Source organism: Staphylococcus sp. Mo2-1 (assembly GCF_046721385.1).
Lineage (GTDB): Bacteria > Bacillota > Bacilli > Staphylococcales > Staphylococcaceae > Staphylococcus > Staphylococcus equorum_A.
In genome coordinates this window covers 1,278,796-1,291,151 of sequence record NZ_JBEUUK010000001.1, presented here as the reverse complement: position 1 = coordinate 1,291,151, position 12,356 = coordinate 1,278,796, and the positions used below count along the sequence as shown (strand labels likewise).

8 protein-coding genes and 3 pseudogenes are annotated in these 12,356 nt (G+C 32.5%); 5 read left to right on the top strand and 6 right to left on the bottom strand.

The annotated features are described in order from the left end of the window. The first annotated feature begins 125 nt into the window (after positions 1 to 125). The 3 genes and pseudogenes from ABLV95_RS06460 to ABLV95_RS06450 all read left to right on the top strand — a co-directional run bounded on the left by ABLV95_RS06460 (position 126) and on the right by ABLV95_RS06450 (position 3,755). Positions 126 to 746 carry a lysophospholipid acyltransferase family protein gene (locus tag ABLV95_RS06460; RefSeq protein ID WP_069816471.1) on the top strand — a complete coding sequence of 207 codons (621 nt, stop codon included), beginning with the start codon at positions 126 to 128 and terminating at the stop codon, positions 744 to 746. Between the two features lie 178 nt (positions 747 to 924). Next, positions 925 to 2,424, top strand: a complete 1,500-nt coding sequence (gene nagE / locus ABLV95_RS06455; protein ID WP_427704234.1) for an N-acetylglucosamine-specific PTS transporter subunit IIBC — start codon at positions 925 to 927, stop codon at positions 2,422 to 2,424. 207 nt (positions 2,425 to 2,631) lie between these two features. Continuing rightward, positions 2,632 to 3,755: pseudogene (locus ABLV95_RS06450) on the top strand (HAD family hydrolase). 166 nt (positions 3,756 to 3,921) lie between these two features. Here ABLV95_RS06450 and serA read toward each other — a convergent pair. From serA to ABLV95_RS06435, 3 genes and pseudogenes are all read right to left on the bottom strand, one after another. Next, positions 3,922 to 5,539, bottom strand: a pseudogene (gene serA / locus ABLV95_RS06445) (phosphoglycerate dehydrogenase). Then, on the bottom strand, positions 5,532 to 6,692 hold the full coding sequence (locus ABLV95_RS06440) for a pyridoxal-phosphate-dependent aminotransferase family protein (RefSeq protein ID WP_427704237.1): 1,161 nt from the start codon (positions 6,690 to 6,692) through the stop codon (positions 5,532 to 5,534). The pseudogene serA and the gene ABLV95_RS06440 overlap by 8 nt, the downstream one beginning before the upstream one ends. A 163-nt stretch (positions 6,693 to 6,855) precedes the next feature. Then, the gene (locus ABLV95_RS06435) at positions 6,856 to 7,296 is read right to left on the bottom strand and encodes an SACOL1771 family peroxiredoxin (protein WP_460872727.1); all 441 of its coding nucleotides are present in this window, start codon (positions 7,294 to 7,296) and stop codon (positions 6,856 to 6,858) included. Between the two features lie 79 nt (positions 7,297 to 7,375). Here ABLV95_RS06435 and ABLV95_RS06430 point away from each other — a divergent pair, with 79 nt between their 5' ends. Next, complete coding sequence (locus tag ABLV95_RS06430; protein WP_427704239.1) at positions 7,376 to 8,116, top strand: glycerophosphodiester phosphodiesterase; 741 nt, start codon at positions 7,376 to 7,378, stop codon at positions 8,114 to 8,116. Between the two features lie 81 nt (positions 8,117 to 8,197). On the opposite strand, the gene ABLV95_RS06425 is transcribed toward ABLV95_RS06430, so the two are convergent. From ABLV95_RS06425 to ABLV95_RS06415, 3 genes and pseudogenes are all read right to left on the bottom strand, one after another. After that, positions 8,198 to 8,725, bottom strand: a complete 528-nt coding sequence (locus ABLV95_RS06425) for a GNAT family N-acetyltransferase (protein WP_002507336.1) — start codon at positions 8,723 to 8,725, stop codon at positions 8,198 to 8,200. A 189-nt stretch (positions 8,726 to 8,914) separates the two neighbouring features. Continuing rightward, a pseudogene (gene rpsD, locus ABLV95_RS06420) lies at positions 8,915 to 9,518 on the bottom strand (30S ribosomal protein S4). A 257-nt stretch (positions 9,519 to 9,775) separates the two neighbouring features. After that, on the bottom strand, positions 9,776 to 10,240 hold the full coding sequence (locus ABLV95_RS06415) for a GAF domain-containing protein (protein ID WP_427704241.1): 465 nt from the start codon (positions 10,238 to 10,240) through the stop codon (positions 9,776 to 9,778). 229 nt (positions 10,241 to 10,469) lie between these two features. On the opposite strand from ABLV95_RS06415, the gene ezrA reads away from it, so the two are divergent. Continuing rightward, entirely contained in the window at positions 10,470 to 12,161 is a 1,692-nt protein-coding gene (ezrA, locus tag ABLV95_RS06410; protein WP_046465568.1) for a septation ring formation regulator EzrA, read from the top strand. Positions 12,162 to 12,356 lie beyond the last annotated feature (195 nt).

The window sequence follows — 12,356 nt, the reverse complement described above, 5'->3', positions numbered from 1 at the left end:
TTATACAACTTTTTCTAGTATATCACTATACAACTTTAGACTGAAATATAAATATTCTTGTTCATAAGGTGACTAAATGATAGAATCAATAGGTAAATATAATGGAAAATGAAGTAGGTGGAGAAATGTATAAATTCATTAGCGGTTTGTTAGATTTAATTATTATGAAAATATGTAAATCACTAGAGGTGCAAGGTAAAGAAAATATACCTCAACTTCACAGATATGTAGTGACTTGTACTCACGAAAGCTATAATGAAGTAATCATGTTAGGGACAGCAATATACCCAAATCAAATTCATTACATGGCTAAAAAAGAGTTATTCAACAATAAATGGTTTGGTAAGTTTTTAAGTTCTTTAAATGCTTTTCCTGTAGATAGAGAAAATCCAGGGCCAAGTACATTGAAAAAACCGGTTAAATTATTAAAAGAAAATAAAACGGTAGGTATATTCCCAACTGGTCATCGTATGAAATATGATGAGGGATCGCCAATGAAACGTGGCGCAGTAACTATTGCTTTGATGGCGCAAGCTCCCATTTTACCTGCTGCATATGTTGGACCTAAAGAAATTAAGGGACTCATTACAGGTAAAGCAATTGTTAAATTTGGTGAACCTATCGAAACAAAGCATTTACCAAAAAACATGAAACGCAATGAAAAGTTAGAATATCTAACTAAAGAATTAGAAAGTAGAACGATACAATTACAAAATGAATTAAATGATTATGTGAATGATAAATAGTAAGTTTCAATATTTTTTAAAAAGTTAGACATTTTAATTTATATACGAATTTTTTTAAACTTGTGTTATTATGTAACTGTACAATGACAACAAGTAAAACGTTTACAAACACCACGTGGACATATTGTGCATGTGGTGTTTGTTTGTGTAAATATCTATTTTGAAATGGGGAATTGTTATGTTTAGTTTCTTTCAACGTCTTGGTAGATCTCTTATGCTTCCTGTTGCAGTATTACCAGCAGCCGCGATTATTACAGGTATCGGTAACGCGTTAACAGCAATGGGAGTCTTGCCAACGGTAGCGGCGTTTTTCTCTTCTGCCGGTTCGACGATTCTTGAACAACTAGGTATTCTTTTTGCGATTGGGGTAGCATTAGGAATGGCTAAGAAAAATGACGGTGCAGTAGCACTTGCTGCAGCAGTTGGTTTCTTTTTAACGACAGTGGTTTTAAGTCCAGCAAAATTAGCACCATTATTAGGTGTTAAGGAGACAGGTGTAAACGAAGCTTTTGAACAAATGAATAATTCTAACGTTTTTATTGGTTTATTGATTGGTTTAATTGCGGCGTATACTTATAACAAGTTTAGTAAAACTGAATTACCTACAGCATTATCATTCTTTAGTGGTAAACGTTTAGTACCTATTTTAACAGCATTTTTTAGTATTATATTGGCTGTATTGATGCTATTTGTTTGGCCAGTTATCTATTCAGCAATTGTAACATTTGGGACGTGGATTTTAGATTTAGGTCCAGTCGGTGCTTTCTTATATGGTTTCTTTAATAGATTATTGATACCAACTGGCTTGCATCATGCATTAAATTCAGTGTTTTGGTTTGATTTAGCAGGTATTAATGACATTGCTAAATTCCAAACTGGTGATGGTGCAGTACATGGTATTACAGGACGTTATATGGCTGGTTTCTTCCCAGTAATGATGTTTGGTATTCCTGCTGCAGCATTAGCGATGTACCACACAGCTGAATCTAAACAGAAAAAACGTGTCTATGGTTTAATGTTTGGTGGCGCAGTTTCAGCATTCTTTGTTGGTGTTACTGAACCAATTGAATTCTCATTCATGTTTGTAGCACCAGTATTATTTGTTATACATGCATTTTTAACTGGTTTATCCATGTTTATAGCAGCATTGTTTGAGTGGACAGCAGGGTTCTCATTTAGTGCTGGTTTAATAGACTATGTACTATCATTAATTAATCCTGTTTCAAGTCAACCATTCATGTTATTACTACAAGGACTTGTATTCTTTGTGATATATTACTTTGTATTTAGAATAGCGATTAAAGTATTGAAATTAAATACGCCTGGTCGTGGGGATAACTTACTACCAGATCCAACTACTGATGAAGCGTCAACGGGGGATGCTGCAGATTCAGAAGGCGCATCTACAGCGGCAACTAATAAATATACAAATACAGCAAGCCAAATTTTAGATGGATTAGGTGGCAAAGAGAATATTGCATCATTAACAAACTGTGCTACTAGATTACGCATGGAATTACATGATAATAGCATTATTGATGAAGCTAAGATTAAGGGCGCAGGAGCTGTCGGTGTGACGAAGAGTGGTAAACATAATGCCCAAGTTATTATCGGCACTCAAGTTCAGCAAGTAGCTGATGAAATTGAAGTACAAATGGAATCAGAGCAACAAAAATAATAACTAAATAGTTTATTTTAGAATACGCCTAAGCATAGTTATCACTGAAAAAGTGGATCTTTGTAGGGCGTATTTTTTATATGAAAAAATTAAATATTTAACGATATGATTTGTTTGATAAAATGATGAAAATACATTGCTCTTTTCATGGGTAAATAGTACGATGAACTAGTATCAGAATTTTCTGATTTAAGGAGAGTAGATGAGATGAAGTCGGTATTATTTGATGTTGATGGTGTTTTTTTAAGTGAAGAAAGGTGTTTTGATGTATCTGCATTGACGGTTTACGAAATGCTTATGAGTAAAGATTATATGGGATTAGATCCATCTATACAATTTGATGATTTAAGTGATCAACAAATTACTGAAATAAGAGATATCGTATTCTATCATGATGAAATTTTAACTAAGTTAAAATCACTTGGATTAAATTCAAATTGGGATATGTTGTTTGTAGTAGTTGCCATTCACTTTATTGAAATTTGCAAAACATTACCCCAAGAAAAATTAGTAGAAGTTTTAAACTCAGAAAGCTTTAATCAAGAAACATTGCAACAGATTGGTGAAAACATTTTTGATATAGAATTGAACTTTGAGTCACCATTATCGTTTTTAGATGGTATAAGTTCAGGAAAAGACAATATTTATCAAACACTTGTTACGCATGCTCGGTGATCAGTTAAATACAAAACAAACAGCACTATTTGAACTAAAAAGTCCGTTTTGGACGCTTGCGCAAGAAGTTTACCAAGAGTGGTACTTAGGCTCCCAGTTATTTAATGAAGTAGAACAAAAGCCTAACCGTACAGAATTTAAAGAAGGATACATATATAACGAAGTCGTGTTAAGACCTGTATCTGAAATTAAACAGTTATTAACAGATTTGAAAGCTCGCTGGCTATCATATAGCCATTGCAACTGGTAGACCTAGAACAGAAACAATAGTGCCATTTGAAGCAATTGGTATCAAAGATTTATTTGATGACTTACATATTGTTACCGCAAGTGAGGTATTAATCGCTGAGGAACAATATCCTGAGTTAAAGCCATTAGGTAAGCCTAATCCCTTTAGCTATTTAGCAACATTAGAAGGTAATCATTTAAAAAATTATGAACGATATGCTACAAATCAAGAAAATCGTGTTAATAAAGATGATGTCTTTGTGGTAGGAGATTCATTAGCAGATTTATTAAGTTCTAAGAAAATTGGGGCGACTTTCATTGGTCCATTAACAGGTTTGAAAGGTCAGAATGCTCGTGAAGAATTAGAGTCTTATGACGCTGAATATATCGTAGACCATGTAGGAGATATCAGAGAAATATTATTGTAATTAAAAAAGATACTTCGCTTATTATTTGATGACTAAAAAATAATGCGTCAGTATCTTTTTTATTGTTAATAAAAAACACCAATCCATTAGAAAACTAATAGATTGGTATTTTTAATTTGAGAAATAAGCTATTTATGTTCCGGGTTCTTTTATGATGATTCACTATTTAAATGTTGTAGTTTGCATCACTCTGGATATCAAGTTCAACGCTTCGTATTAAATTAAATCCTTCAATTTGATATAAAGCATCAATAACATCTGGTGTAACAGGATGATCTATTGATAATACCATTAGCGCATTACCACCTTGGTTTGTACGACCAAGATGCATAGAAGCGATATTGATATCATATGTGCCAAGAATTTGTCCTGTACGGCCTACAATGCCTGGTCTATCGTTATGATTTATTACCAGTTGGTGATGTTCAGGTTTAAAGTCTACTGGATAGTCATTTATACGTACGATTCTTGGACCATAACCATTGAGTACAGTTGCACCAAGTTTAATTTGAGTATCTTTATTGATTAATGTTAATTCTATATAGTTACTAAAACCACGATGTTTTGTGTTTTTTTCAATATTATAAGATACACCTTGTTCATTTAAGAGTACTAAAGCATTGATTAAGTTTACACGCTCTGCTAAATCTTGACGTAAGACACCAGATACAAGTGTTCTGGTAATCAAACTTGTATCATCTAATGCAATATCACCTTCGTATTTGATTTGTAGTTCGCGCGGTGCTTTTTCAAGTAATTGAATACCCACTTCACCTGTCATTTTACTTAATTCAATATAAGGCTTCAATTCATCATTGATTTCACTGTAAGTCATTTTTGGTGCATTAATCGCATTTAAGACGTTACCATTTTCGAAAATATCCACGATTTCATTTGCTACTGAAACAGCTACTTTTTCTTGTGCTTCAACAGTGGATGCACCTAAATGTGGCGTAACAATAATTTTATCGTGCTCAACAAGAGGGGACTCAGTTGCTGGTTCGCTTTCAAATACATCTATCGCCGCACTTTGAATTTGATCATTGTTCAAAGCGTCTAATAGCGTCGCTTCATCAATAATACCACCACGTGCTACGTTAATAATCTGTAACGTCGGTTTTGCTTTTTCGAAAAATGCTTTACCGACGATACCTTTGGTTTTTGGAGTTAATGGTGTATGTACAGTAACGAAATCTGCTTGTTCAGCAATTTCTTCAACTGTTGCACGTGTTACATTTAGTTCTTTTGCTTTATCTTCAGATAAGTAAGGATCAAAAGCTAAGATATGCATACCGAAACTTTGTGCGCGTTTTGCAACACCTAAACCAATTCTACCAAGCACCAATGACGCCAAGCGTTTTATTATAAAGCTCTGTACCTCTATATGTTTTACGGTCCCATTTTCCATTTTTTAATGACTGATGTGCTTGTGGGATATTACGCGCCATTGATAAAATCATGGCCATAGAGTGTTCAGTTGCAGAAATAGTATTACCATCTGGTGCATTAATTACAATAACACCATTTTTGGTCGCCGCATCAACATCAATGTTGTCAACGCCGACGCCGACTCTAGCAATAACTTTTAAATTTGGCGCTGCTTCAATCATCTCTGCAGTGACTTGTGTCTGACTTCTAACGATTAAGCCTTGGTAATCACCAATTTTTTCAACGAGTTCGCTTTCATTTAATTCTGTATTGATTTCGACTTCGAAGTCTTTATGGTCAATTAAACTTTTTAAACCTTCTGGTGAGATTGGATCAGATACTAAAATTTTATACATATGCTTTTACGACCTCCATGTACTGAGTAATTGCGGTACCAATATATGATTCTTTTCTGAATTCTGTTAATAGAATTTCTAATGCTGATACGACTTGTAAAATATCAAAAGGTGAAATTTGACCCATATGACCTATACGTAGAATTTCTCCTTTTAGATGACCTTGTCCACCCGCAATTGTTATAGCAAAACGGTTTTTAAGTTCTTTTTTAATGAAGTTGAGTTCTTCTTTTGATTTAGGTACAAAAGCTGTAACAGTAGGTGAAGCATATTCGTCTTGTACCAATAATTCTAAGTCTAATGATTTGAGTGATTGTCTTAAAGCATCACGTATTGCATAATGACGTGCAATAACTTGGTCTAATCCTTCTTCTTCAACTAATTTGGCATATGCATTCACACCTCTAAATAACGAAACGTTTGGTGTGAAAGGTGTTGAATTTGCTTCTAATGATTTTAAATATTTATTTAAATCTAAATAAAACCTCGGCGTAGTAACTTGGCTAAATCGTTTTTTAGCACGATTATTGTAAGCTACAAACGCTAAGCCAGGAGGCAACATAATGGCTTTTTGACTACCAGATATAAGAACATCAATCTGATCTCGTTGTAAGTCTACATTAACTGCACCGATACAACTCACGCCATCAACGATAAAGTAAATCGATTCGTCGTAGGCTTTAAGGGCATGTCCTAATTCATGGACAGGGTGCAAAACTGCAGTGGATGTTTCACAATATTGACTATAAACTGCTGTAATATCTGTGTTCAATGATTTTAAGAAGTCAATAAATTCAGGCACATTTACAGCTTTACCCCATTCGACTTCAAAAATATGTACGTTATCGTAATATGTTTCAGCAATTTGTTTAAAACGATTACCGAAAGCACCTGAAACAATGATAACAATATCGTCGTCAGGATTTGCAATATTTAACATACTTGCTTCTAAAGAACTTGTCCCGCTAGAAGTTAATATCATTACGTCATTTTGCGCACCGAATATTGGTTTTAGTGCACGAAACGCTTCTTCAGCAATTGTTTCAAAGTCACTTGATCTGTGTCCGACCATTGGTGACTGTGTTGCGTGTAAAATTTCTTCTGGTACTGGCGTTGGTCCTGGTGTAAGTAACATAGGACGATAATATTTCATGTGTGATTCCCCCAATGCTTATGATTGTCTTAGTTTAGCAAATTTTCAGAAAATATAAAAGTGCAAAAGTTAAAAGATAATGTAAATAAACAAAATAAAATATCATGAAAGGGCATACATTGTTATCACATTCATATTCCGTCATATATAAAATTTTTTTAAATTATTTTATTTTTGGTTCTATTTTTACAGTGACATTACCTTTAATTGAGTTTGAAATCATACAATTATTGTCCGCAACCTTTAAGAGTTTAGGTAGTTTTCTAACTAAACTATCTTTTTGTGCAGTTTCAACTTCAATAACAGGGTAATGGATAATGTTGTCCATACGAAATTTTGCATTTTCAAAAATAGCTGTACCTATAGATGATTGTTGAATTTCTATATTATTAAAACCAGAACGTTCGAGTACAGCCGCAAGTGAGATAATATAACAAGAAGATGCGACTGAAACTAACAATTCATCTGGATTTGTACCAGTTCCATTGCCACCTAAACCTGATGGTATAGATATTTGTTCATCTAATACGTCTCCGTGAAGTTGACCTACAGCTTCGCGACCACCAGACCATTGTGTGTTTACTTTGAATTCATGTTGAACCATAACGATTGACCTCCAGTTGATTTGTGATAATTTAAGTTTAGATGAAAATAAGCTATAAAGAAAGAGGAGAGCAATTTTAATGACAATATATACTTCTGACAACAAGCTCATATTAGTGGCACATCGTGGTATTGCTACATATTTTCCTGAAAATACGATGATTGCTTTTAAAGCCGCACTTATAAGTAATATTGATATATTAGAAATAGATATACACAGGACATTAGACAATCAACTTGTAGTTATTCATGATGATTCGATTGACCGTACCTCAAATGGATCAGGAAAAATCAAGGATATGACTTTAGCAGCTTTGCAACAATTTGATTATGGTATAACTAAAGATAAGCAATTTGAAGGAGAGACATTACCAACATTGGATGAAGTAATTAAATTAATCCAAGACTATCCTCAAAAATTATTAATAGAACTAAAACAACCGCAGAATTATCCTGAAATTGAAAACGAATTAATAGATGCATTAAATGCTTGGAATTTACCAAAAAACAAAGTCATCATACAATCATTCAATCAAAAAAGTATGAAAAAAATATTTGATATGAATGAAGGATATGAGCTAGGTGTATTGATTAGTAAAAAGAAGTATTGGTATAAATTACCTCCATTTAAAAGCATTGCGGCCTATGCCAATTATGTAAATCCCAATTATGCATTAGTTACAGAGAAGTTTTTAAAAAGTGCACATCAGTATAGATTGTCAGTGATGCCCTATACAGTTAATGAACATGAACAAGCAAAATCATTGCAGAAATTAGGGGTAGACGGACTGATTTCAGATAACCCAAATGATATTTTGTAAAATGAAAAAGTTAAAAAAGCTTAAATGAATAGTAAAGATTCATTTAAGCTTTTTATAGTTTTAATAAATAGGCAAGACATATTATTTAATATGAGATAAATCATTATCGTGATGATTTACCCAATTCTTTTTTAATAACCCCATCACATGACAATCACTATATTCACCGCGAGTATAAAAATGTTCTTGTAATGTACCTTCGATGGAGAAGTTTTGTGCTTTATAAATATGAACGGCTTTTTCATTGTTTACATCAACAAATAAATATATTTTGTGGAGATTAAGTACTAGGAATGCATAATCAATAGCCATTTTAAAAGCGCTTTTAGCGTATCCTTTACCACCATATTCGGAATCAATGATAATTTGAATTTCACAATTACTATGTATAAAGTCAATTTCAACTAATTCAACAACACCGATACGCGTTTGATCTTTTTCAATAATAAATCTACGTTCAGTTTCATCTAATAAATGTTTTTTATATAATGATTGAAGCTCGCTTAATGATTGATAAGGTTCTTCAAACCAATAAGACATAATGGAATATTCATTATTTAAGTGATGTACAAAATCTAAATCTGTCTCCTCTAATGCTCTAATAATCAAATTTAACACTCCTTTACCCATAGCATACAGTAATTATTATAAAAAAGTAAAAAGATATTGTGCTTTAAAGCGGGGGAGTTAAAAAGATTTCTATTTATAATTAAATAATAGGGGGCAGTTTATTACTTTTATAGAAATAAAAAAACCAAGAAATCCTCAAAAGGACTTCTTGGTTTGAAATTAAAACGCTTATCTTGAGTAATACTCAACGATAAGTTGTTCGTTGATTTCAGCAGGTAATTCACTACGTTCAGGAACGCGTACATATTTACCTTTTAAGTTGTCTGCATCAAATTCTAAGTACTCAGGTACGAAGTTGTTGATTTCAACAGATTCAGCAATGATATCTAATTTTAAAGATTTTTCACGTACTGAAATTTCTTGACCAGGTTTTAAAGTATATGATGGAATGTCAACACGTTTACCATCTACTAAAATATGACCGTGGTTAACAAGTTGGCGAGCTTGGCGACGCGTACGCGCTAAACCTAATGAATATACAACTGCATCTAAACGAGCAGACTAGTAATTGCATGAAGTTTTCACCATGGACACCGTGTTGGTTACCAGCAATTTCAAATGAGTTACGGAATTGTCTTTCAGTCATTCCGTATAAATAACGTAATTTTTGTTTCTCACGTAATTGTAATGCATATTCTGATAATTTTTTACGTTGGTTAGGACCATGTTGGCCTGGAGCGTATGGACGCTTCTCTAATTCTTTACCAGTACCACTTAATGAGATACCTAAACGACGTGATTTTTTCCAGTTCGAACCTCTAAATCGAGCCATAATAGACTCCTCCTTTTTCTCTTTTGTTGTTATGAAAAAACAAAAAAGAGTGTTGCATGCTTATTTGGATATATTGTTTTATGTATCCTCACCTCATAGCTACGGTTACACGACACGTCCGCGTTGGGAACAACATAGAGCCAACTAATAGGCAACTGCTAATTTCGTTTATTCACACAAAGTACATTGTACCTTTGTTATAAATGACTGTCAACAGTAAACAAAGATTTACTTATTAGAAAGGCAAGCGTTAAATGTTAAGCTATTTGTTGTTCAATAATGCTTACGATTTCTTCTAAAGCAATTTTATCTGTGTTTGAAAAGCGATTTATAATAGGGGCATCAATATCTAAGACACCAATGACTTGATTGCCTTTATGAATAGGAACAACAACTTCTGACTTACTATTCGCATCACATGCAATATGTCCTGGAAAAGCATTAACGTCTTCAACGAGTTGTGATTCATTTGTTTCTACAGCTGTGCCACATACGCCCTTGCCGATAGCGATATGTACACAAGCAGGATGGCCTTGGAATGGTCCTAGGATTAATTCATTATTTTCTATTAAATAGAAGCCAACCCAATTAATTTGATCTAATGAATCATTTAGTAAAGCAGAGACATTGCTAAGTATAGCAATTAAATTTGATTCATCTTCGATTAGACTAGCAACTTGCTTTTGTAATAAATCGTAATTTGTTTCTTTTACCTCTGTCATATTAATAAAACCTCACTTTTTACTTTTCATTTAGTATAAAGACTGTTTTAATAGTAATCAATCAAATGATTTGTAAGGGCTTTTTTTAGTAGCAACATGATACATAATATTAACAGAGATAGATTTACTATGAAATTTAAAATATTATTATTGATTAATTCATTTTCTCTTTTAATGCATGGGTAAATTACGTTATAATGAATAGTGATAAAATAGGAGGAGAAAACATATGGTATTGTATATCATTCTAGCAATTATTGTTATTATACTGATTATTGTCGGTGTATTATTCTATATGCGTTCGAATAAAAGCCAAATGATTGAGAAGGCTGAAGAACGAAAATTACAAGTAGAGCAATTACCCTATGATGAAAGTTTATCTCAATTATCTGATTTAACTTTAACAGGTGAAACAAAATCTACTTATGATAGATTAAAACAAACGTCTTTAGATAGTAAAAATCAATATTTGTTACCATTAGAAGAAAAGATTCACAATGCGGAAGGTTTACTTGATAAATTTAAATTTTCGCAAGCGCAAACTGAAATTGATGAAGCACATGAATTGATGGATAAATACGAAGAAAATTATAATGTATTAACTACAGATGTCGAAGATATTATGGGCGTACATAAAGAAAGTGATCACTTATATGAAGCATGTAAAGTGGATTACCGAGAAATGAAGCGCGACGTGTTAGCGAACAGACATCAGTTCGGTGAAGCAGCAGCGCCATTAGAACATGAAATTGAAGCATTCGTACCAGAAATGGAAAGCTATGAATCATATAAAGCAGAAGGTAATTATGTTTACGCACATGAACATATCAAAACTTTAAATGAAGATATGAACTTTTTAAAAAAGGATATGTCAGAAATTCCTGAGTTAATCAGAGAAGCACAAAAAGAATTACCTGGACAGTTCCAAGATATGAAATACGGATGTAGAGATCTCAAAGTAGAGGGCTATGATTTAGATCATGTCAAAATTGATAGTACTTTACAAACGCTTAAAACAGAACTTAGCTTTGTAGAACCGATGATTAGTAGATTGGAACTTGATGAAGCGAATGAAAAATTAAATAATATTAATGATCGTCTTGATGAAATGTATGAATTAATTGAGCATGAAGTTAAAGCAAAAAATGAAGTAGAAGAATCAAAAGAAGTCATTACAGATAATTTGTTTAGAGCGAAAGAAATGAATTATACATTACAAACTGAAATTGAATATGTACGTGAAAATTACTATATAAATGAAAGTGATGTACAGAATGTAAGACAGTTTGAAAATGAAATTCAAAACTTAATAGCTGTTTATGATGAAATTCTAAAAGAAATGGCCAAATCTGCAGTACGTTACAGTGAAGTTCAAGATAACTTGAAATATATCGAAGAGCATGTAGCTGTAATTAATGAAAAACAAGAAAAATTACAAAATCACTTAATTCAACTACGCGAAGATGAAGCGGAAGCAGAAGAAAATATCTTACGTGTACAAAGTAAAAAAGAAGAGGTTTATAGAAAGCTATTAGCTTCTAATTTACCTAGCGTACCGGAACGTTTCATTATAATGAAAAATGAAATTGATTACGAAGTGCGTGAAGTAAACAAGAAATTCAGTGTACGTCCGATACATGTTAAGCAATTGAAAGATAAAGTATCTAAAGTAGTGCTGCAAATGAATAAATTTGAAGATGAAGCTACGGATGTACTCGTTAATGCAGTTTATGCTGAGAAACTTATTGAATATGGTAACCGTTACCGTAAAGATAGTTCAAATATAGATAAAAGCCTTAATGAAGCTGAAAGACTATTTAAAAATAATAGATATAAACGTTCAATTGAAATATCTGAACATGCGTTAGAAAGTGTGGAACCAGGAATTACAAAACAAATAGAAGATCAAGTTATTGGTTAAATTATTTATTTTTTAAAAATAACACGAGTAAGACACGAAATGAATTATGATTTCGTGTCTTTTCTTTTTATTAAAAGCGCGTATAATGCTTAAAGGGAAAGTATAAAATTAATTTTTAAAATGACAGAAAAGTATTGTTGTTGATGTAATAACTTAAATATAAATATAAAATTAGTGTCACTTCTTATATAAGTG

Bases quoted from the DNA above. Each gene is read 5' to 3' on its own strand.
- ABLV95_RS06430 (WP_427704239.1), top strand. From the start codon at position 7,376: ATGACAATATATACTTCTGACAACAAGCTCATATTAGTGGCACATCGT.
- ABLV95_RS06460 (WP_069816471.1), top strand. From the start codon at position 126: ATGTATAAATTCATTAGCGGTTTGTTAGATTTAATTATTATGAAAATA.
- ezrA (WP_046465568.1), top strand. From the start codon at position 10,470: ATGGTATTGTATATCATTCTAGCAATTATTGTTATTATACTGATTATT.
- ABLV95_RS06440 (WP_427704237.1), bottom strand. From the start codon at position 6,692: ATGAAATATTATCGTCCTATGTTACTTACACCAGGACCAACGCCAGTA.
- nagE (WP_427704234.1), top strand. From the start codon at position 925: ATGTTTAGTTTCTTTCAACGTCTTGGTAGATCTCTTATGCTTCCTGTT.
- ABLV95_RS06435 (WP_460872727.1), bottom strand. From the start codon at position 7,296: ATGGTTCAACATGAATTCAAAGTAAACACACAATGGTCTGGTGGTCGC.
- ABLV95_RS06415 (WP_427704241.1), bottom strand. From the start codon at position 10,240: ATGACAGAGGTAAAAGAAACAAATTACGATTTATTACAAAAGCAAGTT.